The 25,412-nt window shown below is 39.8% G+C and carries 25 protein-coding genes and 1 other annotated feature; of the genes, 1 reads left to right on the forward strand and 24 read right to left on the reverse strand.

Annotated elements, in window-relative coordinates:
• The first annotated feature begins 99 nt into the window (after positions 1 to 99).
• Entirely contained in the window at positions 100 to 1,545 is a 1,446-nt protein-coding gene (locus EO113_RS04595; RefSeq protein ID WP_127010251.1) for an aminoacyl-histidine dipeptidase, read from the forward strand.
• Positions 1,546 to 1,730: 185 nt separating this feature from the next.
• Here the strand turns inward: EO113_RS04595 and EO113_RS04600 are convergent, their stop codons facing one another.
• The 24 genes from EO113_RS04600 to EO113_RS04710 all read right to left on the reverse strand — a co-directional run bounded on the left by EO113_RS04600 (position 1,731) and on the right by EO113_RS04710 (position 25,406).
• Positions 1,731 to 3,302: a methyltransferase regulatory domain-containing protein gene (locus EO113_RS04600; protein ID WP_127135655.1), complete on the reverse strand. Its 1,572-nt coding sequence runs from the start codon at positions 3,300 to 3,302 to the stop codon at positions 1,731 to 1,733.
• A gap of 323 nt (positions 3,303 to 3,625) precedes the next feature.
• Complete coding sequence (locus EO113_RS04605; protein ID WP_127135656.1) at positions 3,626 to 3,937, reverse strand: hypothetical protein; 312 nt, start codon at positions 3,935 to 3,937, stop codon at positions 3,626 to 3,628.
• Between the two features lie 247 nt (positions 3,938 to 4,184).
• Positions 4,185 to 4,598, reverse strand: coding sequence for a PepSY domain-containing protein (locus EO113_RS04610; protein ID WP_127135657.1), 414 nt, complete (start codon positions 4,596 to 4,598; stop codon positions 4,185 to 4,187).
• A gap of 314 nt (positions 4,599 to 4,912) precedes the next feature.
• Positions 4,913 to 5,800: a prephenate dehydratase gene (gene pheA / locus EO113_RS04615; RefSeq protein ID WP_127010253.1), complete on the reverse strand. Its 888-nt coding sequence runs from the start codon at positions 5,798 to 5,800 to the stop codon at positions 4,913 to 4,915.
• 305 nt (positions 5,801 to 6,105) lie between these two features.
• Positions 6,106 to 7,179, reverse strand: a complete 1,074-nt coding sequence (leuB, locus tag EO113_RS04620; RefSeq protein ID WP_127135658.1) for a 3-isopropylmalate dehydrogenase — start codon at positions 7,177 to 7,179, stop codon at positions 6,106 to 6,108.
• A gap of 4 nt (positions 7,180 to 7,183) precedes the next feature.
• Entirely contained in the window at positions 7,184 to 7,678 is a 495-nt protein-coding gene (locus tag EO113_RS04625) for a 3-isopropylmalate dehydratase small subunit (RefSeq protein WP_127010013.1), read from the reverse strand.
• A 1-nt stretch (position 7,679) separates the two neighbouring features.
• Positions 7,680 to 8,945 (reverse strand): 3-isopropylmalate dehydratase large subunit, encoded by a 1,266-nt coding sequence (gene leuC, locus EO113_RS04630; RefSeq protein ID WP_127135659.1) that lies wholly within the window; start codon positions 8,943 to 8,945, stop codon positions 7,680 to 7,682.
• A 4-nt stretch (positions 8,946 to 8,949) separates the two neighbouring features.
• Entirely contained in the window at positions 8,950 to 10,488 is a 1,539-nt protein-coding gene (locus EO113_RS04635) for a 2-isopropylmalate synthase (RefSeq protein ID WP_127135660.1), read from the reverse strand.
• Between the two features lie 331 nt (positions 10,489 to 10,819).
• Positions 10,820 to 11,020 (reverse strand) — a binding site (T-box leader).
• Positions 11,021 to 11,464: 444 nt separating this feature from the next.
• Positions 11,465 to 11,713 (reverse strand): tetratricopeptide repeat protein, encoded by a 249-nt coding sequence (locus EO113_RS04640; protein WP_127135661.1) that lies wholly within the window; start codon positions 11,711 to 11,713, stop codon positions 11,465 to 11,467.
• Between the two features lie 6 nt (positions 11,714 to 11,719).
• The gene (locus EO113_RS04645) at positions 11,720 to 12,844 is read right to left on the reverse strand and encodes an SEL1-like repeat protein (protein ID WP_127135662.1); all 1,125 of its coding nucleotides are present in this window, start codon (positions 12,842 to 12,844) and stop codon (positions 11,720 to 11,722) included.
• 100 nt (positions 12,845 to 12,944) lie between these two features.
• Positions 12,945 to 13,913: a restriction endonuclease gene (locus EO113_RS04650; RefSeq protein ID WP_127135663.1), complete on the reverse strand. Its 969-nt coding sequence runs from the start codon at positions 13,911 to 13,913 to the stop codon at positions 12,945 to 12,947.
• A 97-nt stretch (positions 13,914 to 14,010) separates the two neighbouring features.
• Positions 14,011 to 15,621, reverse strand: coding sequence for a CTP synthase (locus EO113_RS04655; protein WP_009352983.1), 1,611 nt, complete (start codon positions 15,619 to 15,621; stop codon positions 14,011 to 14,013).
• Positions 15,622 to 15,652: 31 nt separating this feature from the next.
• Positions 15,653 to 17,317 (reverse strand): arginine--tRNA ligase, encoded by a 1,665-nt coding sequence (gene argS / locus EO113_RS04660; protein WP_127135664.1) that lies wholly within the window; start codon positions 17,315 to 17,317, stop codon positions 15,653 to 15,655.
• Positions 17,283 to 17,741: a DUF1934 domain-containing protein gene (locus EO113_RS04665; RefSeq protein WP_038144345.1), complete on the reverse strand. Its 459-nt coding sequence runs from the start codon at positions 17,739 to 17,741 to the stop codon at positions 17,283 to 17,285. Before EO113_RS04665 ends, argS begins: the two co-directional genes overlap by 35 nt.
• A gap of 36 nt (positions 17,742 to 17,777) precedes the next feature.
• Entirely contained in the window at positions 17,778 to 18,050 is a 273-nt protein-coding gene (locus EO113_RS04670; protein ID WP_009352827.1) for a GIY-YIG nuclease family protein, read from the reverse strand.
• A gap of 1 nt (position 18,051) precedes the next feature.
• Positions 18,052 to 18,678, reverse strand: coding sequence for a peptidylprolyl isomerase (locus EO113_RS04675; RefSeq protein WP_127135665.1), 627 nt, complete (start codon positions 18,676 to 18,678; stop codon positions 18,052 to 18,054).
• Positions 18,679 to 18,787: 109 nt separating this feature from the next.
• On the reverse strand, positions 18,788 to 19,306 hold the full coding sequence (locus EO113_RS04680) for a pyridoxamine 5'-phosphate oxidase family protein (RefSeq protein ID WP_126940939.1): 519 nt from the start codon (positions 19,304 to 19,306) through the stop codon (positions 18,788 to 18,790).
• A 338-nt stretch (positions 19,307 to 19,644) separates the two neighbouring features.
• Positions 19,645 to 19,782: a hypothetical protein gene (locus EO113_RS08155; RefSeq protein ID WP_164726323.1), complete on the reverse strand. Its 138-nt coding sequence runs from the start codon at positions 19,780 to 19,782 to the stop codon at positions 19,645 to 19,647.
• A 291-nt stretch (positions 19,783 to 20,073) separates the two neighbouring features.
• Positions 20,074 to 20,385 (reverse strand): PepSY domain-containing protein, encoded by a 312-nt coding sequence (locus EO113_RS04685; RefSeq protein WP_127135666.1) that lies wholly within the window; start codon positions 20,383 to 20,385, stop codon positions 20,074 to 20,076.
• Between the two features lie 337 nt (positions 20,386 to 20,722).
• Positions 20,723 to 21,412: an energy-coupling factor transporter transmembrane protein EcfT gene (locus tag EO113_RS04690; protein ID WP_127135667.1), complete on the reverse strand. Its 690-nt coding sequence runs from the start codon at positions 21,410 to 21,412 to the stop codon at positions 20,723 to 20,725.
• Between the two features lie 10 nt (positions 21,413 to 21,422).
• Complete coding sequence (locus EO113_RS04695; protein ID WP_127135668.1) at positions 21,423 to 22,229, reverse strand: energy-coupling factor ABC transporter ATP-binding protein; 807 nt, start codon at positions 22,227 to 22,229, stop codon at positions 21,423 to 21,425.
• Position 22,230: 1 nt separating this feature from the next.
• Positions 22,231 to 23,697 carry an energy-coupling factor ABC transporter ATP-binding protein gene (locus tag EO113_RS04700; RefSeq protein WP_127135669.1) on the reverse strand — a complete coding sequence of 489 codons (1,467 nt, stop codon included), beginning with the start codon at positions 23,695 to 23,697 and terminating at the stop codon, positions 22,231 to 22,233.
• Positions 23,698 to 23,952: 255 nt separating this feature from the next.
• Positions 23,953 to 24,699, reverse strand: a complete 747-nt coding sequence (locus EO113_RS04705; RefSeq protein WP_164726331.1) for an ATP-binding cassette domain-containing protein — start codon at positions 24,697 to 24,699, stop codon at positions 23,953 to 23,955.
• Positions 24,699 to 25,406 carry an ABC transporter ATP-binding protein gene (locus EO113_RS04710; protein WP_240633665.1) on the reverse strand — a complete coding sequence of 236 codons (708 nt, stop codon included), beginning with the start codon at positions 25,404 to 25,406 and terminating at the stop codon, positions 24,699 to 24,701. Before EO113_RS04710 ends, EO113_RS04705 begins: the two co-directional genes overlap by 1 nt.
• Positions 25,407 to 25,412 lie beyond the last annotated feature (6 nt).

Raw genomic sequence — 25,412 nt, forward strand, 5'->3', positions numbered from 1 at the left:
CATCATAAAAGAATCATTTATTCTTATATTGACCCCTTACGGCTAATAGAGTATAGTTATTTTATTGAATATTTCATCCATCCTAAGAAAGGGTTTATTATGACACATACTAACTATACAACTAATGTATTACACTGGTTCCGTGAAATCAGTCAAATCCCTCGTGAATCTGGTAATGAGCAGGGTATTAGCGATTTTCTAATGCAATTTGCCAAAGATAGAGGTTTAGAAGCAGAACAAGACGAAGAATTAAATGTAATCATTCGTGCTAATGCAACTGCTGGCTATGAAAATCATCCATCTATCATTTTACAAGGTCATATCGATATGGTGGCAGAAAAATCTGACACATCCACTCACGATTTTTCCAAGGACCCCATCGAGCTGATTGAAGAAGGTGAATGGTTGCACGCCAACGAAACTACTCTAGGTGCCGATAATGGCATCGCTGTAGCGATGGCACTGGCCGTGCTAGATGATCCAACCATCCCGCATGGACCTTTAGAATGCCTATTTACCACTAATGAAGAAACAGGTATGAATGGTGCCATGGCTGTGAAAGGTGACCGCCTACACGGACAATATTTGCTCAATATCGATACAGAACAAGAACATGAATTCATTGTAGCCTGTGCTGGGGGCTGTCGTTTGGACCTTACCTTGCCAACGAACGCTGTACCAACACCAGCTGGATTAACTGCTTTGAAAGTCTCCGTAGATGGACTCCATGGTGGTCACTCCGGCATTGAAATTGGTGAACAACTTGGTAATGCTGTGACAATCCTAGCTCGCTTATTAGTGGAAGCACAACAAGAATCCCCTATTTCTTTAAGCCATTTTACAGGTGGTTCTAAACATAACGCGATTCCTCGCTTTGCAGAGGCAACTATTCTTTGCCAACCTTCTGATGCAGATGCATTACAAGCTCATATTCAAGGCAACGCTGAGATCATTCGTCACGAATTATCTCCACAAGATCCAAATCTACAAGTGAAAGTCACTCCTTGTGACACACCTGCTACAATCTATAGTGATGCACAAGCACACACCTTCTTGCAATTCTTATACTTAGCACCTCATGGTGTATTTGGTATGAGTAAAAAGTTAGAGGGCTTAGTAGATACCAGCAACAATATCGCTATCGTAGAAGATAATGACACACAATTAGATATTCTTATCTCCGTACGTAGCTTGACTATGAGTCAACTAGCATACCTACGTGACCGCATCATGACATTGGCAAAAGCACATGGCTTCACGGCTTCCGAGCAAGGTCGTTACCCAGCTTGGGAATACGAACGTGGTAGCCGTTTAGAAGAACAAGCGATTGCTCTATACAAAGAGGTAATCGGTGTAGAACCTCATGTAACAGCCGTGCATGCAGGCCTTGAATGTGGCTTATTAAAAGCACAATTACCGAATACACAAATGATTAGCTTTGGTCCTACTATCTTAGGCGCTCATACTCCAAAAGAACGGTTACACTTGCCAGCAGTAGATACAGTATCTAAATTCTTATTAACCTTATTAGAAAAATTACAATAACACCATACACAAGGGGGATCGCTACGCGATTCCCCCTGTTGTATACACATCATTATGAATGTCCTGTCCTTTGTATATTCTCTAGCACAACAAAAGAGCTGTACTTACATGTCACATAGACATGCTAGTACAGCTCTTTTTAATAGGAAAAGCTACATCTACCATCTAGGCAGACATACATCCATCTACTTATTACACAGGAATCCAAGACGTCCCAAATCATCTAAAACACCATCTACAACGGTACGACCAGCTATTTCTACCACTTTTCCAGATGATTCTGTTTCATTTACTTTTAATTTTTCATCTGCCAGTACATAGAGTTCTTCTAATGTCTTTGGTGTTTCTAATTCTTTCATCATCAGCACATGTCCAGAGTTAAATCCAGTGATGCTGTCGTTGTATAAGTCGGAGATATTGATGAACTTATGACCGCCTCTATCCACAACAGTTTGTACATAATTAGCCATCTCTTTTGGCACTGTGGACATACCTTCTTGGAATGTAGTAATTTCTTTTTTCTCCGTCACAGGTACAATGAATCCACATAACAAGAAACGAATGAGCATACTGTATAATTCTATTTCATTGTATTCTGCACCATTCTGCAATCGTTCCAGTTCTGCTTTACAATCTGCGACATTAAAGAATTCTCCTTTTCGGCATTGATTTACAATGGCTTGCTCTATAGAATTGTCAGTATCCTTCAACTCTTTACCTTTATTAACCATACCAAAATACAAAGAATCTAAAGTTTCAATTAAAAACTCTTCAGTATGACGTAGTAAATGCGCTTGCGACTCGTGGCATAATAGGGAACGACGGAATTGTGTGTCATAATAAAAATCTAGAATTTGTTCCTTTGTATTCCAATCTCCGTCTGACATAGTATTAATTAATTTCCTACGTTCTTGTTTCATCCAAGTAATCGCCGACAATTGGAAATCTGTATCTGCTACATATACCATGTTATAGTTTTTAGCTCTCTTAATGAAATCACTCACATATACCGGATCATTGATAGGTTCTAAATATTCATGAGCAATATAATAGGTTTTATGATCCAATGCCGAATCAAAGCTATTTGTTTTCCACTCCAAGGTAGGAACAAGATCTTTAGACTCTTTAATAAGCTCATTCATATGATGTACAAAGGAAATTCCTTTTTCTGTACGTTCTAATAAATCCATACCTTGATCATTTTGTGTGGCAAATATCATCATTTCACGAACTTGATTCAATCGATGCCAACCTGGGTATACGTTATAAGAAATATAGGCTACCCCACGTTCGGACAAGTTTACATTACAGATTTCTAAAATTTTATCTTTTACCACATCTGGCACCCAAGACCAAATCCCATGAACGATAATATAATCAAAGGTTCCAAAGTCTTTGTCAATTTTTAGAATATCTTGTTCTACTAATTTTACATTTTTTAGCTTCATAGCGTTGATGATTTCGTTACCAATTTCAATTTGAGATTCGCTAAGATCAACCCCTACAAAAGTAGCCCCTTGGTGATACACAGCCTGCCCAATGATATTCCCACCCATAGAACAACCTAGTTCTAACACGCGAGCCTCTTTAGCTGGAACTGGATTTAACCCCCACAATTTTGCCTTTGCTTCTAAACTATTAATGGAGGTAACCCCAAAAGATTTAGATGGATACACTAATTCATTATAGGAATTTTTTAAGTGTTCGATTACCTCTGTTTCTTCTTTTGTAATCGATGTGTTTTGGTTTAACTTCATTTATAATTCCTCTCTTATATTTTCTGCATAGAACAATCTAATCTATAAGGTCATAACATTTCTTATATTCAATGTGATCAATTTAATTATAGCAAAGTATCCTAATTTTTGCGAATGTTCTATGGACTTAGTTTATGATACCTCGTATTCATTACCCATACTATGAAGACTACTAATACAGGTACCAAGTATCCTATACATAATACTACTTAGCTATTAAAACTCTATCCATAGAAGCAAAAAAATACCTAACCCAAAACTTAGGTTAGGTATTCTTAATGCATCCAATGATATTCTATATCATAAGAATCTGTCACTAGGTATTATTCTGCAATTTGTACTGGCACAACAGTAGTCGCTTCCAATACATTGCCTACTCGTTTCGGTACCACAGTGTTATCTTGTGCACGGTACACCGGTTGGTTCACTTGTACAGGTACTACAGTCGTTGTTTGTTTGAACTCTGTATTGCCTGTACGTTTCGGTACTACTGTATCACTTTGCGCCGCTTGTGCAGATACTTTCATAGTCGATGTTGATCCTGTATGTTGTACGCGGTCTTGGGACCAAACGGCACCCATCACGCTAGATGTACTGATAATTGCCACTAATATTGCCATAATAAATCGTTTCATTGTATTCTCCTTGTATAACTTATATATCTTATTCCATCACTTAATCTATATCTATATCTATATCCTTCGATATACTTATATAGTAACATACGCCTAATGATACTACAAGGGAATTTACAAACCATAATCATTCTTTATTATGATAGATGTGTTGCAATTATGATATAGTTCCATATTATAATTCATCACTATGTAAAGTTATGTGCTTGCATATAAAGTGAGACTATCGTATTTAAAATAAAAACTATTAATGCCCTTCTTTAACTTGGAAGATCTCCCCAGTAATAGCATCGATTTTAATTTCTACTTCCCGTGTTAAGGTTTCCCCATCGATTTCATAATGAGCACGACCATGATCTGTATCGAACTTAACTTTTTCAATTCGATAGTCAGGGTATGCTGTTTTGAAGATTTCCATCGCTTTTTCTTGCGTAATTTGTACTTGTTGCTGCGTTGCTTGTGGCACTACAGCTCCAGTTTGTTGTACAGCATTATTTGTCGTTCCTGCTAGTGTCCCATTCACCACTGGCGCTACTTGGGCTGATCCTTTTACAGCTGGAATGGCACGTGTATACTGTTCACGATCGTGATACCAAAACCACCCCATTGCACAACCTGTCACGATTACGCCTACTAAAAAAGAAATAATGCTTCGTTTCATACTATGTCTCCTTACTCAAATTTCACATTCTTAATACTCACATAGAAATTGGCGACCGCCTATACTAGATTTGCATAGTACATTAGTATAATATGTCTGCATAATACATCTACATAGTATATCTACATATTTCTATATGGTTTATAGTAATATAGTATCATACCTCTATTTCTGTGGGCAAGGGGGGTAAATCCAAACTTCATCAAACTTTTAAATTACTCCTCTTATACTATCCATCATTACAACATCTAGAAATCGCAAAACATTATGTCTCTATATTAGCATTCTATGATATCAGAGTTCTGATTGAACCCTCACAGTACATCATAGATTTTATAATGTCCTAACACTTGCAAGTAATTAGATAGTTCTCGCACTTCTGTTAAAGCTTGTTGTACTACTTCTTCACGGCCTTCCCCTTCTATATCAATGTAGAAAAAGTACTCCCACGGCGTGTGCATACATGGTCGTGACTTGATATTCACCATGTTCAGCTGATGATTTTCAAAGACTCGTAATACTTTCACCAGTGCCCCTGGCGTATTCGATGTTTGTACAATGATACTTAACTTATGGGCATCATGAATCACTACATCCTTGTGGGTAATAATGAAGAATCGTGTAAAGTTTTCCTTGAAGTTCGCAATGTCTGATGCCAATAATGTGAGTCCATATAGTTCTTTAGCAGATGCATTAGCAATGCATGCTTTCGTGATATCCTGTGTTTCGTTTACGTATTTTGCGCTCATGGCTGTATTGTTCATAGGTGCTAATTGCCATGAACTATGAGTTGCCAAAAATTGCGAACATTGCATGAGTGCTTGCTCGTGGGAGTACACTTCTTGAATCGTGTCAAGGCTGGCTCCCGGTATCCCCAGCAAACTATGGCTAATACGATGTCGCACTTCTCCTACGATGTGGATATTCTTATCTTTGATTAAATCCGTACTATCTCGCACTTCTCCGACAATGGAGTTTTCAATAGGCAATATAGCATAATCGATGCGCCCTTCGTGAACAGCCTGTACGAGCTCACGATGACTTTGACAGCGCTCAATCCGTTGTCCTTCCACGGATCCGCCCTTTTCTATATATTTTGAAAGTACATTCTGTAACACTTCATAGGCATAGGCCCCAGGTACGCCTGTATAGCCTAGCACAGAGTGTGCCAACTGTAGATCCGTAACTCGTTCATCTGGCATAGTAACTCCTCCTATATTCCGTTCCTAACATTGACATATGTACTCTATTATACACAAAAGTACACTAAACCTTAACCAGTATATATATTTCTTGTGAGATAGGTCTGTACAGACCTTCCTCTTTTCCCTAAAATTATACATAGCTACTTTTCTCTAATCCCCTCATAGCGCCCCTAGGCGATGTTAGTGGTATCTAGACAACAATATATGAAAAAAGCGCGGCATGCTCCGGAGCAAACCTAACGATAGTATCAGTTTGTGGAGGAGTGTGCCGCGATTTTTTATACCTTATATACTCTTACATCTTATCCTAAGTGCGCTATGACAGCATCAGTCATGCCTTGTGTATTCACTTTCGTGAATCCTTCACGGTACATATCACCTGTGCGATAGCCCGCATCAAGAACGGCTGTCACTGCTTGTTCGATGGAATCTGCTACTTCTGGCAAGTCCAAGGAGTAACGACACATCATAGCAGCAGACAAAATCGTACCTAATGGATTGGCAATGCCTTGTCCTGCAATATCCGGTGCCGATCCATGGATTGGTTCATACAAGGAAGTACCTGTACCAATGGAAGCAGATGGCAATAAACCAAGAGATCCAGAGATAACAGCCCCTTCATCGCTCAAGATATCTCCAAATAAGTTCGTTGTCACTAACACATCAAATTGACCTGGGTTTGTTACCAATTGCATAGCTGTGTTATCTACATAGTAGTAATCCATGTTGATATCTGGATTCGCTTCTGCTTTTTCTTTCGCAATTTTTCTCCATAAACGAGAAGACGCCAATACATTAGCTTTATCTACGCTCACCACTTTGCCAGATCGTTTACGAGCTGTTTCCACAGCTACATCCATGATGCGTTCTACTTCATAACGAGCATAGGTCTCTTTGTCCCAAGCAAACTCTGTTGGGCCTTCTCCTTGTGCTTCTTCCCGTTCCCCAAAGTAGATGCCGCCTGTTAATTCACGAACGATGACAAAGTCAACGCTTTCTACCAATTCTGGTTTCAACGGAGAAAATTCACGCAATGCTGGATAGATTTTCACTGGGCGCAAGTTACAGAACAAGCCCAATGCTTTGCGTAAACCAAGGATGGCTTTTTCTGGACGGATGGACGGATCTACGTCATCCCATTTAGGGCCGCCTACAGCACCTAATAATACAGCATCTGCTGCTTGGCATGTATCGATGGTATCTTGTGGCAATGGTTCACCGAAGGCATCAATAGCCGCACCACCTGCTTTTTTCTCAATCCAGTTTGCTGTTACACCAGCTTTGGCAAAGGCTGCATCCACCACAGCGCGCGCCGAATTTGTTATCTCTTCCCCAATGCCGTCACCAGCAATTAGGACAATTTGTTTTTCACTCATAGTATTACTCCTGTCTTGTTTTTGCAAAATTCACCAGGCCACCTGCTTTGGCAATATTTTGCACAAATTGTGGTAGTGCCGTTCCCTGGTAGCTTTCACCAGTTGTCACATTATGGACAACACCTGTGGCCATTTCCACAGCGATTTCGTGACCTTCTTGAATGCGGTCCACAGCTTCGCCAATTTCGATCACTGGTAAACCGATGTTGATAGCATTGCGGAAAAAGATACGAGCAAAGCTATCTGCTACGATGCAAGAAATACCTTTTTCTTTAATCACTGCTGGTGCATGTTCACGAGAGGAACCACAACCAAAGTTTTTGCCAGCTACCATAATTTCACCAGCTTTCACATTCGGTGCAAAAGTCGTATCAATGTCTTCCATAGCATGTTCTGCTAATTCCGCCATATCCGCGATTGCCAAATAGCGTGCTGGGATGATTACGTCTGTATCTACATTGTCGCCGTAGCGCCAAATTGTTCCTTGAAAGTCTGCCATATTATACCTCCTCAGGGCTTGCTAAATACCCTGCTACTGCACTTGCTGCCGCCACATAGGGACTTGCCAAATATACTTCACTGTCCACGTGTCCCATACGACCACGGAAGTTACGGTTTGTCGTAGACACGGTACGTTCTCCCTCTGCCATGATACCCATGTAACCACCTAAGCAAGGACCACATGTTGGCGTACTTACAGCACAGCCTGCTTCGATGAAGATATCCATTAAGCCTGCTTTCACAGCTTGGTTATATACATCTTGGGACCCTGGGATCACGATGCAACGCACGAAGTCCGCTACCTTGCGACCTTTAAAAATTTCTGCGCACATTTCTAAATCTTCAAAGCGTCCATTCGTACAAGAACCGATGATAACTTGGTCGATTTGAATGCGGTCTTCTTTCACAATGTCTTTCATGTAATGTGTATTGGAAGGAAGATGTGGGTATGCTACCACTGGTGTTAATTCGTCCAATTGGATGGTCACTACTTGGCAATAGTCTGCATCTTCGTCTGCTGCAATCGGTTCGATAGGGCGTGTGATGCGACCTTGGATATACTCCTCTGTCACTGCATCGTATGGGAATACGCCACATTTACCGCCTGCTTCGATGGCCATGTTACAGATGGTCAAACGGTCTGCCATCGTCATGTACTGCACACCAGAACCATGGAACTCTAGAGCTTTATAACGAGCTCCATCCACACCGATTTTACCGATTAAGTCCAACACAATATCTTTACCGGAAATCCATTTGGCAGGTTTCCCTTCTAACACGACTTTGATCGTTTCTGGCACTTTGAACCAAGTTTTACCTTCTGCCATAGCAACCCCAGCATCTGTAGAACCAACGCCGGTAGCAAAAGCATTCAATGCACCGTACGTACAAGTGTGAGAGTCGGCGCCGATGATCATTTCCCCTGGTCCAATCAAACCTTGTTCTGGTAATAATACGTGCTCGATACCCATACGACCTACTTCAAAATAGTGCGTAATCTTATGTTGTCGCACAAAATCACGCATCACTTTGGCTTGTGTAGCGGATTTAATATCTTTATTCGGTGTAAAATGGTCCGGTACTAAGTAGATACGGTCTGCATCGAATACAGGCTTACCGATTTTTTCAAACTCTTTTTTCGCTGGCGGAAATGTAATATCGTTCATTAAGATGAAATCTAATTGACACTCGATCATTTGACCTGCTTTTACTTCTGCTAGCCCTGCGTGACGAGCCATATTTTTTTCTGTTATGGTCATACCCATGACATTAACCCTCCTGGTTTCCAAACTCTTGTTCTAATTCTTTTGCTAAATAAATGGCATTCACTGCGTTGATATAGGCGTTTACACTAGATTTTACGATATCTGTGCTCACCCCACGGCCTTGGAATCTGCGGCCATTGTAGTTAACTTTCACAACCGCCTCACCAAGGGCATCCTTACCCACTGTTACGGAACGGATTTGGAAATCTTCCAATACAAATGGTGTGTTCACTAACCGTTCGATAGCTCTGAAAGAAGCATCTACTGGACCATCACCAACAGCGGCATCCATGCGTTCCCCACTCGGTGTTAATACACGAATGCTAGCAAGAACGTATCCATTTTGATCGGAATGGTAATCGTGTTGTACCACGTGAAATGCTTGTTCGTGATGCATAGTATCCATCACCAAAGCGTAGATATCTTCATCGTAAACTTGTTTTTTCTTATCTGCTAAGGCTTTAAACTGCACAAATAGCTCATTCACTCGTTCTTCTTCTAACTGAAAGCCTAAATTCACTAGATGATCTTCAAAGGCATGACGACCAGAATGTTTACCTAATACGATAGACGTTTTTTCTGCCCCTACACTAGCTGGTGTCATGATTTCATAGGTAGTTGGATTATTCAACATACCATGTTGATGAATACCAGACTCATGAGCGAAGGCATTCGCTCCGACGATAGCTTTATTAGGAGATACGGCAACTCCGCAAAGTTTGCTCACCAATTTACTAGTACGAGTAAATAGTGGTGTGTTGATATGTACATCAAATGGATAGTGGTCATGACGTGTTTTAATGGCCATTACTACTTCTTCGATAGCCACATTACCAGCTCGTTCTCCTAAGCCATTCATAGTACATTCTACTTGACGAGCCCCAGCTTCGATAGCTGCCAACGTATTGGCATTCGCAAGACCTAAGTCATTGTGACAATGTACACTGATGATTGCTTTTTCGATGCCTTTCGTATTTTCTTTAATGTAGTGAATACGATTGCCAAACTCTTCTGGAGTCATATACCCTACTGTATCTGGCACATTCAAGATAGAAGCTCCACCTTCGATAGCCACTTCAAAGACACGGCATAGATAGTCTAAATCTGTACGAGATGCATCTTCTGCGGAGAACTCGATTTCATCAAATTTACCTTTGGCAAACTCAAGGATGTGTTTCACAATGTCTAACACTTCTTCACGAGTTTTCTTTAATTTGTATTCTAGGTGAATATCGCTTGTAGCGATAAACACATGAAGACGACTGCGCTCTGCACTAGCTAGCGCCTCTGCTGCTTTTGTCACGTCATTTTCGTTGGATCGAGCAAGGGCTGCGATTGTACATCCACGCACTTCTCTAGCAATCGTAGATACCGCCTCAAAGTCACCTTCCGATGCAGCTGGGAACCCCGCTTCTATAACATCTAATCCAAGGCGTACAAGAGCTTGTGCAATTTCTACTTTTTCTGGTGTTTGAAGGGACACACCTGGTGTTTGTTCCCCATCACGTAGTGTAGTATCAAAAAAATAAATTCTGTTGTCCATGATGATTCCTCTTTCTAAAAATAAAAAATCGCCCCCAGAGATGACTATGCATCCCTAGGGGCGTTATATGTAGCGTATTGGTTTCATAGAGGTTTTTACATTTTACATACTATAGTTCTAGTAGTACTACATCGCAGATTTTTCTCTATCTTGTGTAGCGGTTTGTTCACAACCAACCGCATATTCTACTGCTAGTAAGCTATACTTACAACTATCAGAACATTCTAATAGAGTCTACTTGTACTGTATACCTTATACAGATCTCATCGTAAAATGTAAGAAACACTAATCAACCTATGATACAAAAAAGCCCCTCAATGTGCAGTGCACATCAAGGGGCATTATCATTTCAATAACACGGTCCCACCCTAGTTGGTTCTCACAGTTATAACGGAACTACCGTCGATGACTACTTGATTTCACCATCGCTGCTCACAGGGGAGTTTCAATATAACCGTTCTACTACTTCACACCAACCAGTAGCTCTCTGAAAGCAACTAACTATATCTTTATACCTGTTCATCGCATTTGCTTTATGTAACTGAAGACTATTCTATAGTATTTCGAGTCGCTTGTCAATAGACTAATGTGTTTTTTATTTTCGGCATATACACAATACGAATAACTTCTGCTATAATGAAATTGCAGAAGAGTCTTCAACGTGCGTTGGGCTCATCTCTTCCTACTCTATAGGAGGAGGTGGTACTATGAAAAAGTTTTTTAGAAAAATCAATGTATTGATTTTGATTTTAAAGCTAATAGTACAAATCATTGATTTGTTTAAATAATTAATGATGAAGCCTAACGAAAGAGGTTCGCACCCTCTATACGTTAGGCATCATTTTTTCTAGCTTGAGATGAGCCTAACGCCTGCACACGTTGACGGCTCTTCTTATTTATGTCTTAAGTATAGCATTGTTTGAGATAAAAAACAATAGAGTGACTATATCATGTACTCCATAAGTAATACTTTTAATCACCTATTTCTTTCCTCAAAAATATCATGTATTCTAAACTCAGCAATTTCTAAATTTGATACTTTCCTATACCAAAATATAGCTTTTTCATAATCAATAGGCACAACCGTTCCATCCCCATGATAATAAAATTCACCTATTTGAAACTGTGCCATCTCATCTCCTTGTTCAGCCGCCTTCATATACCATTGAAACGCAATATCTAAACTTTCTTCCACGCCTTCACCGTAATGATATCTTTCTGCCAATTCATATTAAGCATCTATATCACCATTTTCAGCAGCTGTTAGCAACCATGTATATCCTAAATCTGTATCTACTGATGGACCATATCCATGATAGTAAAGTCCTGACAAACGATATTGTGCTTTTGCTTCACCACTATTAGCTTTACTATTATAGTACTCAAACATTTCTACAAAAGAAGTAAATTCAGACTTTATATTTTTACTTTTACCTTCTAAAAATATATGCCCTTTTATTCGATTTGTACTATCAAAAAAGGCTCGTTCATACCAATCTAAGGCCTTTTTTTCATCAGCCTTAACTCCAATACCATGATAGTAAATATCTGCAAGTCTATATTCTGCTTCACCATCCTCAAACTCACTCATTTCCTCGTATAAAGGGATATATTTCTCCGCTTGTCTCGGAACTTCTATCCCTTCATAATACATATCTGCAATATATTTTTTCTCAGAATGATGACCGCAATTAGCATATATTTCATGATAAAACAATGCTTTTTCTACATCTTTTTTAACACCTAGCCCCTTATAATATATTTCCATTATTTTTTCAAGAGCACTACTTTGATAACAATCGTCTTCTTTACTATCAATTATACCAATATACCAATGTAAAGCTTCGCGATAATCTTGTTCTACACCTTCACCATAAAAAAATATATTACCAATTATATATCGAGAATATGCATCTCCCAAAGTAGCTGCCGGAATATACCATTGTAAAGCTCTATATATATCCATCTCATAGTTTGTATTCATATACAATAAATCACCCAAGCATGACATAGCCGTAATATGATTTTTTTCTGCAGCGGATACATACCACTTATAAGCTAAATCAATATTCTCATCTACATCATCTCCATATTCATAACTTTGCCCTAATAAAAATTGTGCCTGTGCATCTCCTTGTTGAGCCATTAATTGTATTTCTGAAATATTGATACAAAATAAATCAATAGAATTGTCCTCTAATCTATACTCACTAGCCTTTTCTTCCCATCTACACTTCAATTCTTTTAATTCTTCCATTTGAACCAAAGTTAATTTAGGGATTTCATTGATCGCATCTATATCTATTTCTTTCCTATCTCGTAAAATCGGATAATCATGTTTTCTGAATTTTTTCATATTATATCACTCTTTTCTCTTATATTTATATATGCTTTTAGAAATAAGTACACATATAAAATACGGTGATTCTTCCTTATTTATGAATAGAAGAATCTATTTAACATTCATCATTCCGATAAAAATCTTCTAAGATATATGTTGTAACAGGCGTCACAAATAATTCATATTTTATAATTAGTTCTACAAGATCATCGCCATCTATTAGCGTAATAGGACTACCTTCACGTGCTGCTTCTCTAGCCTTTGTTGTGAATCGACTACTTGTAATAAATACACCATAATCTGCTTGGAATTTATTCATAGCTCCTAAAAATTGATTGATATCTGGTTCTCCCACCGGATTTACAGTATAGCGTTTACATTGAATCACAACACGAGTGGTTCTGAAATCATCGCTCATATGATAGCCATATCCATCGATACCACCATCATTTGAAATCGAAATTCCTTTATTGGTAAAAGTAATTCCCATCTTGGTTAACAATAATCTAGAAAATTGTTCAAACTTAGCTGGAGACATATTTTTAATAGCCTCTTGCAACTTTACGTTTACATCATCAAGAATATTTCCTTCATTAATATCTCCAATAGACTCTTCATCATCATGATTATCTTCTATATCAATAGATAGTTCAGAGTTAGTAGCCCCTTTTTTATCAATTCCTTTTTGCTCTTTTAACTTTGCTCTTTCTCGTGCTTTTTCTTCCCAATACATACTTGCAGGAATACGAACTTCTTGGTATATATCAAATAAATCTAAATTGATTTGCACTCCTTTTTCTGTTAATTGTATTTCTTTTTTTGATTTTCCATATATAATAATACCTACTAATATAAGTTCTGTTATAGCAAAGTTAAATTTAAAATTAAATGGTTTATAGGTATTTCCTGTTTTCTTAGAACTGCGTATAATTTCTGCATAAGCAGCAATATCATCATCTTTTTCACAAATACTATCTTTCAATTGTGTTCGTGTTAAGCTACCACCAGCCTCTTGTAAAGAAGCTATGATCGGCTTTAATAATATAGAAAGTTGTTCATCTGTAGATAAATCAATAATATCCATATCTTCTCTCCCTCATCTCACACTAACTAAAAAGGACTGCACCCAGAATCTATTGTATTCTGTTACAGTCCTTTCTATGTTACATACTCACTATGTCTTATTTTTTATTCTCAATGGCCGCTTTCACAAATCCTTTGAACAATGGATGTGCATTGTTTGGACGAGATTTCAATTCTGGGTGGAATTGTACGCCTACGAACCAAGGATGATCAGCTACTTCAACGCATTCTACTAGACGATTATCAGGGGATGTACCAGAGATAATCAAGCCTGCATCTGTCAATTGTTGACGATAGGCATTGTTGAATTCCCAACGATGACGATGGCGCTCGTAAATCAAGTCTTCGCCGTATGCTTCATGTACTTTTGTACCAGGTACTGTTTTACATGGATATACGCCAAGACGCATTGTACCGCCTTTTTCATCTACATCTACTTGGTCATCCATTAAGTCGATGACAGGGAACTGGCAACTTTCATCAAATTCTGTGGAAGTAGCGCCTTTCATATCTAAAACGGAACGAGCAAATTCCATCACAGATGTTTGCATGCCCAAGCAAATGCCAAGGAACGGCACTTTGTGCTCACGAGCATATTGGATGGTCGAAATTTTACCTTCTACACCACGGCAACCAAAACCGCCTGGTACTAAGATACCATCTACATCTTTATATACTTCGGCTAAATCAGTACCTTCAGCTTCTACCGCTTCAGAATCAACCCATTTAATGTTCACTTTTGTATCTTCTACGATACCTGCATGACCCAATGCTTCGGCTACAGAAATGTACGCATCATGTAATGCTACGTATTTACCAACAAGAGCGATGGTAATTTCTTGTTTAGGATGTAAGATTTTATGAACCATTTCTTTCCATTCTGTCATATCTGCAGGACGATCTTCTAGGTTCAATTTGCGTACAACAATGCTGTCTAATCCTTCATCTTGCATCATCAAAGGCACTTCATAGATCGTGCTGCAAGTGCGGTTTTCCACGATAGCATCTGGATCCACGTCACAGAATAATGCCAATTTATCTTTCATTTCACGGGAAATTTCTTTTTCCGTACGGCATACAATGATATCTGGTTGAATACCGATGCCACGAAGTTCTTTTACGCTATGTTGTGTTGGTTTTGTTTTCAACTCACCAGCTGCACTAATGTATGGTACCAATGTTACGTGGATATATAACACATCATCACGGTTCACTTCTTTTTTCACTTGGCGGATAGCTTCCAAGAACGGTAAGCTTTCAATATCACCTACAGTACCGCCGATTTCTGTAATCACCACATCAGCATTGTCTTCTTTACCTACACGGAACACAGCATTTTTGATTTCATTCGTAATGTGAGGGATAACTTGCACAGTAGAGCCAAGATATTCACCTTTACGTTCTTTATTGATCACAGACCAATACACTTTACCAGCTGTAATATTGGATGTTTTACCTAAGTTAATGTCGATGAAACGTTCATAGTGGCCTAAATCTAGGTCAGTTTCTGCACCGTCGTCAGTGACGAACACTTCACCATGTTGATAGGGACTCATTGTACCTGGGTCAATATTAATATATGGATCAAATTTTTGAATTGTCACCTTATATCCACGGTTTTTCAACAAACGTCCCAAGGATGCTGCAGTAATGCCTTTACCTAATGATGATACGACGCCACCTGTTACGAAAATATACTTTGTTGACATGATGCCTCCCTAATAAATTATGCGCTTCTGATTACATTTTTTCAGGAGCAGAAATACCTAAGATACCAAGACCATGTTGTAATACATGTGCTGTTGCCGTAATCAAGCCTAATCGAGCTTGTTGCAATTCTGGTTCAACGCCCATGATACGACCTTGTTTATAGAAGGAATGGAATAGACTTGCTACATCGTACAAGTATTTAGCGATACGATGTGGCGCTTTATTATTAGCAGATAGTTGAATTTCTTCTGGATAAGCCGCTAATTTTTTAATCAATTCCACTTCTTGTTCACTTTGCAATGCTGTGAAAGATGTATTTGCCCAGTCACCATAGGCAATACCTGCTTCTTTTACTTGCCCAAAAATACTATGAATACGAGCATGTGCATACTGGATATAGTACACTGGATTGTCGTTAGATTTAGAGGATGCCAAGTTGATATCGAAGTCCAATTGACTATCTAAGGAGCGCATCAAGAAGAAGTATCTTGCTGCATCCACTCCTACGTCTTCAATCAATTCATCCAAAGTTATGGTTTCACCAGTACGTTTGGACATTTTTACAAGTTCCCCATCACGGTATAAAAATACCATTTGTAATAACAGAACTTCTAACTTATCTGGATTGAACCCAAGCGCTTCCATCGCTGCTTTTACACGAGCAATATAACCATGATGGTCAGCACCCCAAATGTTAATTAATTGTTTGTAACCACGTTCGTATTTATCTTTGTGGTACGCAATATCTGCGGCTAAGTATGTTGGCTCTCCATTATCACGGATAACTACACGGTCTTTGTCATCTCCATATTGCATAGATGCCAACCAGTAAGCCCCATCTTTTTCATACATTCCGCCAGATTCTAATAACTGATTCACCAATGTGCGAATCTCACCGCTTTTATGCAAACTACGTTCGCTAAACCAACGATCAAACCCTACGCGGAAATTACGTAATGTTTTGCGTAATCCATTTAATTTTTCTGTTAAAGCAAATTCTTTAAAGAATGGAACACGCTCTTCTTCTGGAAGTACTGCAAAGAAATCGCCTCTCCAGTTAATCAATTCCTGCGCTGTATCGATGACATCTTGACCACGATAGCCAGACTCAGGGAACTCATGTTTCATATCTAATAGTTCTAAATAACGAGCATTCACAGAGGCCGCTAAGTTATCGATTTGCTTACCTGCATCATTAATGTAATATTCAGCAAACACATTATATCCAGCTGCACGCATTAAATTTACCAAGGCACTACCATAGGCAGCACCACGACCATGGCCTACATGTAACAAACCAGTTGGGTTTGCACTAACATACTCGATTTGCACAGTATCTTCTTCACGAAGTGGTGCATTACCGTATGTTTCACCAGCTGTTAATATATTTTTTAAAGTATCGTAAATCACATCAGAGGCTAGGAAGAAATTAATAAATCCCGCACCTGCTACTTCTGCGCGCGTTAACCAATCATAATTCATATGGGAAATGATCGTTTCCGCAATAGCACGTGGGTTGGATTTCGCTATCCGTGCAGATTGCATAGCAATATTCGTAGAAAAATCGCCAAATTCTTTCTGCGGTGGCACTTCCAAATGTGCTTCTGGATAGGCACCTTCTGGTAATTCTCCTTGTTCTAGAGCTATCTGCAAAGCATCCTTAATGGCTGCTTTCAAAACTTCTTTCATGTCCATAATGTACATCCTCCCGAATCTCTACATACAATTGGTTGTAAAATTGCCATTCACCACCAACAGAGATATCATATCCTAAACAAATATGGCCCTTGCCATCTTTCAAATCTATGTCTAATTCATGGGTTAACATAGCTAGTTCTACCGCCCCATATGGGGTTTCTAAGCTAGCAATATTAGTTTTTCCTAATTGATATTCATGGCGCATAGAAAATTCACCAGTTCTTAGGAGTACCACCGAATCCTTATAGGCTTTAATGGTTGTTTTTGTATTCCCCAAACCAGTGACTTCACTTTCATCATAAATGATATGTTTCGCCAAGGCTGTTTCATAATACTTACCAGAGGATACTAATTCCACCACCGTATCTTCTCCATCCGCATCACGTTGCGTACTTTTCACGGACACAATGACTCGTTTCATTAGCATTCCTCCTCTCGTATTCACGCACTATCTGTATCATTTCATTATATCACAATTTGCCGCAATGAGGGCATCTTTTTGGGCCCGTTCCATGCGCTTTACTTGCTGTTCCATGGATTGAGCATCTTGCTTTCTACTGAAAGCTGTACTCCATACTAAAGTGACTGGTCTTCGACTTCGTGTATACTTGGCGCCCCCTTTAATTTCACCATTATGAGCTCGTATACGTTTTTCTAAATCCGTAGTCCATCCCGTATATAGAGAGCCATCTGCACAGCGTACCATATAGGTGTAAAATTTTTCTTCCATCTTATTCACCAGCTGGAATTGGTGCTAAATCAACAGACTGAATCACCACTGGTTCTTTTGGAGTATCCCGTTTATCTCTCGGCACACGACTGATCGCTTCTACCACATCCATACCCTGTACAACCACTCCAAAGATAGTGTGTTTGTTATCTAGCCATGGGGTTGGTGCCACTGTAATAAAGAACTGAGCATTCCCTGTATTAGGGCCTGCATTAGCCATCGCCAAGATCCCCATTTTATTAAAGTGTAAATCATTGCTTACTTCATCAGGAATTGTATATCCAGGACCACCTTTTTTATTATCTCCACCTTGGATCATGAATCCATCGATAACACGGTGAAAAGTTAAATTATTGTAATATCCTTGCTCAAATAAACTTTTAAAGTTTTTCACAGTAATAGGGGCCTTACTACCATACAGACGCACTTTGATATCGCCTTTATTCGTATGAATCGTAGCATATTCATCAGCGATTGGCGTCGCATCAAAGCTAGGCATTTTTGTTTCTACTTTCACTTCTTTCCCTACTTCAGATTTTGCTTGCTGAGCTGCGTCAGTACCACAAGCAGCCGTCACTACTAACGTTGCTCCTAATAGCGCACTCAGTAAGATACGTTGTATATTCATTAATTGTTGTCTCCATTTCTAAAATAAAGACCGCCGTTAGATGAAACCTCTAACGGCGGTCTTTATTTATTATATCATACTTGACGCAGATGTGCAAAAAGAATCTACCCTATCTCGCCAAGACTTGGCGAATATAATAGCCACGTGCTCGCAAAGAACCATTCAAGTAAACAATCTCATTCGATTTCACACGAATCAAATACAATGCATCATCACGGTCTAATAATTTTTCCATACCAATTTCTGTTAGTACCTTAGCATACTCTTCATCATCAGGGCCTAGCACCGTTGCTACACCTTGAATCTGAACACTCTTTGCCGTACCCGGACCCTCATAAGGATCGAACACAGTAAGAGATACGTTTTTATCTTCTTCTAAGTGAAAGAATTTCTCACCACCTTCAGAGAAAATATCAATGTATCCACCATGCACAGTATACGATAATGGAGTGCAACGGACACCAGTTTCACTATGCGTCGACAAAGCACACGTATGATGGGCTTTCAAAAAATCAACAATCTCAACATGCAATTCACGTGGGTCCATCTTTCTTGCAGTTTTATCCTTCTCTGTCCAAAAAGAAGCTGCTACTTTATAATCCATCAATTCTCCTTTCAACCCCTGCACGAACTTACCTCATTCTATTATAGCACTAACAGCCATGTCCATTTCAAGTACTTGCAGAATAATTTTGAAAGTTATTATTAAAAACTTAGCTCAACCAAAGTAAATGCGACATTTCCTAAGCAACCCCAGTAAAATGCAAATTTATATATGCCACCACCAGAAACTGTATAACCAAGCTCAAAACGATTGTCATATATTCTAAATATATGATATACTATAGATAACAAAAGAAGAGTCATCAACGTGTAGTGGCGTTAGACTCATCTCAAATAAGCAAAACTGATGTGCCTAACGTGTTGAGGTCGGCGAAACCTCTTTGCGTTAGGCGTTTTCATTACCTATTTATATAAGGCAATGATATCAACTACTAGACTTAAAATAGAAATAATCAAAGCGATTTTTTCATACTTAGTCATAGTATCACCTCCTCCTACAATAGGAAGAGATGAGCCCAACTCACGTTGTTGACCCTTCATATTTACATTATAGCATAATATATTCGTATTGTTTTATTTATGTTAGTGCCACACAAAAAAACAAACTAAGCAAAGCACAAATTTACAAATGATCCCTCCCTTGAGGAACGCAGTTAAGCGTAGCATCCTTGTGGCATTCTTATTACCTAAATCATACAAACACAAGAAGACCGTAACATACCCCTGAACAAACATAACCACTGTATAGTTTGAGAAGGGGGGTGTTACGGTCTTCCCTTTATCTTATTCAATTACGAACGGCACAGGCTGCATAGCAAAACAAGAGACGACTTAGTCACGATCATATTTCACGCGATAAATCTCACCTGTAGCCGCATCAATTTTTACATCAACTTCTTCATATCCACGGAAGCCTTCAATTTCATAATGAGGGCGATCATAGTCCACATCAAAATCAACATCTTTAATTTGATAATCTGGATATTGTGCCTTAAAAATTTCCACCGCACGATCATAGCTAATTGCTGCTTGCGCTTGTACCGGTGTATATTTACTGAAATCCGCTTGTGTTGGCACAGCCACTGCAAATAAACCTGCACCTACCACAACTGCTAACGCTAATTGTTTCATTACTTTATTCATAGTATGCTCCTCAATAAACGAAACTTATCTTTTATATCGATATATTTCTATATCCTATAATATTAGTATATCTTAGATGCAAATAGGACGTCAAATATAACCATAGATCTCTCTATGCTAAATTTGCATAGTTATAAACTATAACAAAATAAACAGCCCTCTTTTTCCCTAAGGAATGCAGTTACGAGTAGTAGCCTTGTGGCGTTCCCTTAACTACCTAAATCACACAAACGCAAGAAGAGCACGGTGTACCCCCGAACAAACATTATAAAATACCGTTTGAGAGGGGGTATACCGTGCTCTTCCCTTTGCCCTATTCAGTTAAGAACGCCACAGGCTATATAGCGGAACTAGTGACGCCCCACAAGGTGTATAGCGTCACAAGGGTCGCTCCCAACATAACAAGAACTGCCACATAATCCACTGCTTGCAAGCTAACTTTCCGCATAAATGTATGTTGCTGATTTCCAAAACCTCGAAGTTCCAAGGACAATGCCATTGTCTCCGAACGGCTCAATGATTTCAGCATCAACGGTTGAATGACCGTCATGTAAGATTTTATCTTCGTCAGCCAATTCCCTTCTAACGACATGCCCCGACAGGCCTGTGCTTCTTGCACCGCTTTACTTTCACGTAAAAAATCTGGTACAAAGCGTAGGGCCGCTGTAAACATAAAGGCATACGCATAGGGGATGCGACATTGTTGCACAAGAGCCACTGTTAAATCTTGTGTTTTTGTGGTTACGATGAGCATCATAAAGATAGTGGTCATTGTCAACATGCGCAATGCTGTCACAATCGCAGAGTCCACGGACCAGCTACCCAAATACTGTACAATACCTAAGAACGCAGAAAACCCGATTAAGGCGAATAATGCTTTCCATTGACGCAACAAGATACCACCAATCAGCATTACCAGCAATTCTACTCCAAATAATGCTAACAATAGTTCCGGAGTTTTCATAGCAATGGCTAAGATGGACACGAAGATTGTTGCCCAAATTTTTGTTAATGGTACAAATTTCATCGGTCTCCTCCTATCCTTTCACATACTCTGCATAGCGCAGTTCAAACTCTTTCATCGATTTGCAATACCCTAAGTCTGGTACCGTTTCACTAAGCACTACACTCGGTGGTTTTGTCAAACCAAGTTCCAACAAGTCCTCACGGCTTGTAAATAATTCTTCCGGGGATCCATCGAAGGCTTTTGTGCCATATCCCATAATGATCACTCGTGTAGAATATTCTGCCATAATTTCCATATCATGGGTAATGAGTAATATGGTCAAACCTTGGGCTTGCAATTCTTGTAACAACACAAGTAAACCTTTTGTTTCTGTTCCATCTTGTCCACTAGTAGGTTCGTCAAGAATCAACAGTTTAGACTGCATCGCTAACGCTGAGGCAATCGCTACTCGTTGCTTTTCTCCACGGCGTAAGCCTAATGGATAGGATTCTGCTAAATGGGAAATACCTACTCGTTCTAGAGCATCTTGTACGATGCGGTCTACCGTTGCTTTGTCGTATCCCAATTGTTCAGGACCAAATGCCACCTCTTCTGCCACAGTCTGGCGGAACATTTGACGATCTGGCTGTTGAAATACATAGCCAATAAAACGTCCTCTTTCAGAGGTAGGCATATTCGTAATATCTTGGCCGTCGTAAGAAATCTTACCTTCTACGGGTGTTTCCAAACCCACTAATAAACGAGTTACCGTTGTTTTACCACACCCATTACGGCCACCTAATGTAATGAATTCTCCATCTCCTATGGTAAAAGTTACATCTTTCATAATATCTTGTCCCGGTACATAGGAAAAGCGCAAATTTTCAACTGTCAACATATTAGCGTTCTCCTTTCATAAGACTAGACTGCGCAGATGCTAAAGACAACCATGGTGTATCTAAATCAATCCCTTTTGCTGCTAAGGATTTATAGGTCACAAATAAGGATGGCAATGCATCTACGTATGTGTTCGTATCATACATATAAGACAATACATCTTCTACAGAGCTGTCGATTTTTAGCTCCCCACCATCGATTAATACCATACGATTTGCGTACGGTAAGACAGCGTGTAAATCGTGGTCAATAACCACAACAGTAATACCATGGTCACGATTCAAGGAACCTACTAAGCGATATAATTCTTCTGTGCCTTCTGGATCTAAAGAGCTAGTCGGTTCATCTAACACTAAAATAGATGGGTTTACAGCTAACACAGAGGCAATGGCCAACCGCTGACGTTGCCCCCCAGACAAGCTGTACACATTGCGGTCTTCCAATCCAGTTAAGCCTACTTGTTCTAACACGATGGCTGTACGCTCTTGAATCGCCTCCGCTGTATAGCCACGATTTTCAAGGGCAAAGGCTACTTCCTCTGCCACTGTCATGGTCACTAGTTGTGTATCATAGTCAGCTAAGACGATACCGATATCATCTGCTACATCTGGAATTTCTAATTGCGTCACTGCTTTTCCATTGATGAATACCATGCCTTCCATGGTACCACCATAGAACTTCGGTACAGCTCCTGCCATAGCCATGCAAATGGTAGATTTACCACAGCCTGCTGGGCCTGTAATGACAAGGAAATCTCCTTCGTTCACCACTAAGTTAATATCTTTCACGGCATACTGCGTTTGATTCCCATAGCGATAACTCATATGCTCGATTACAATCGGTGCTTTCACAGACGGTACAATATGTAAATCACTGTGATCACTGCTGTCCGTCAATTCTTGCCCTTTCACAGTTTGACGAGCCAATAATTTTTGCGCTGGAATGTACAAGAATGGTGCCACTACCGCATTACAAAGGGATACCATCAACACCAATGGCCACATAGCATTCCAATACACATTGCTAGGCAATCCTAACACGAGATATAAGCAAGTAATAAAAGCTCCACCAGATGCTACAGTACTGATGAAAGCACTTAAAATCGGCATTACATTTAGCCTACCAATTTTCAAATTAGAAATATAATGCACTAACACGGCACAAGTGAAAGCCCCCAAAGGCTCACTAATCAGGTTACCATATGGCAATGCCGATTTTGACGTGAATACATTAATCAAGGCCGCTACCAAACCAATACCTAAACTTTGTCTAAGGGTTGGACGCGTTAAGTTGATAGCTACACAATAAGTAGCTATAGTCCAGTTCGGTGTGACCCCTGCCACACTTGGGGATACAGCATGTAAAATCGTTCCCAAAGCTAGCATGATGGTACTCACCGTTATCCAACGAAACTGACCACCCTGCACATGGGTATAACTCAGTTTCGACACATCTTTGATTTCTTTCATTCGTTCCTCCCTATCTTCTTCTATATCACTTGTATCGTATATTCTAAAATACAATTATACTATTTTTTTACGATTCATGCTATCACTAACCACAATATTACATTCACACCCTGTAAGGATTCTTACGATTCACCCTATCAGCAAGGCAATTTTTATGTAGATGCAATTGGGTTAAACCCATACAACACAAAAAACCGCAACACTTTCTCCACTAAGAAACTGTTGCGGTCTTTCTTATGTCATGGACACAGCCATTTACCCACGGCTAGCTGCCAATAATTGTTTTGTATACGGATGCGTTGCCAATCCCAAATCTTTTGATGCCAAGGTTTCTACAATCGTACCTTCTTTCATCACAATAATACGATCCGTGAGAGTTTGCAAAACGCCTAGGTCATGGCTGACGAACACATAGGTAAACGGTTGCTCTTCGTAAACGTTTTGAATCAGTTCGATGACCCGTGCTTGATTGCACACATCGAGGGCGCTCGTCGGCTCATCAAATAAGACAAGCTCAGCGCCGACTGCCATCATGCGGGCTAAAACCAATCGCTGTAACTGGCCTCCGCTCAATTCATGACGGTATTTCTTCCACACCGATGCATCCAATCCCACCTTTGAAAGCCACCATTCACAGCGCTCTTTCGCCTCTTGTTTTGTGCCTATCCCAAAATTCACGCAAGGCTCTAGCATAAATTCACCTACTGCCATGCGAGGGCTAATGCTGTGAAAGGAGTTTTGGAACATCACTTGCAAGGAACGATAGAGCTCTCTCTCATTTCCTTTCCATTGGGAAACAGATTTTCCAAACAAAGAAAGGTTCCCTGAAGTTGGCTCTTCTTGCAAGGATAGCAATCGCAATAAGGTACTTTTACCAGATCCACTGCCACCTGCAATTCCGATGCGCTCTCGTTCTTGCACGGACAAACTCACATCTTGCAGTGCTGTCACCGTTTCCCCTTTGCGGGTATATAGTTTGCTGACGCCCTGAACTTCTAGTATCATACTTTCACCTCCTGCAAGGACTGTAAAAGTAGTTTCGTATATTCATGTTGCGGATTCGATAAAACCTCTTCGGTCTTACCGATTTCAACTAACACACCTTCATGCATAATACCTACGCGATCCGCCAATCTACGGGCGATCTGAATATTGTGTGTGATAAACAGCAACGTATTCTGCAACCGCTGTTGCACCTCTTCTAGGACTTTCACAATATCCTGTTGCACCAATACATCAAGAGCACTAGTCGGTTCATCTGCAATAAGTAGTTGTGGATGTATGAGTAAACTCATAACGATGGCCACACGCTGTTGCATGCCCCCACTCAGTTGAAATGGATAGGACTCAAGCAATGCCTTTCCTCGTGGTAAGGAAACAGCCTCTAGCAGGTTCAAAATATCACCTTCATCGTAGGCCTTTCCATGGGAGTCTAAGATTACTTTCATCTGCTCCCCAATGCGTTTGAATGGGTTTAAATAATTACCTGGATTTTGGTAAATCATGGCTATATGTACACCACGTACACCTTGCCATTCCTTAGGTCCATAAGTGAGCAAATTATCTCCCCCATAGTGGATGGCTCCCGTTAGGTCTGCCTGTTCTAACAAACCTAAGAGAGCTTTCGCTACAGTAGATTTTCCGGACCCACTTTCACCAATGATGGCAAAGGTTTCATTCTGTTTTAACGTGAAAGATACCTCTTTCACGACCTT

The organism is Veillonella sp. 3913, from assembly GCF_003992235.1.
Classification (GTDB): Bacteria; Bacillota; Negativicutes; order Veillonellales; family Veillonellaceae; genus F0422.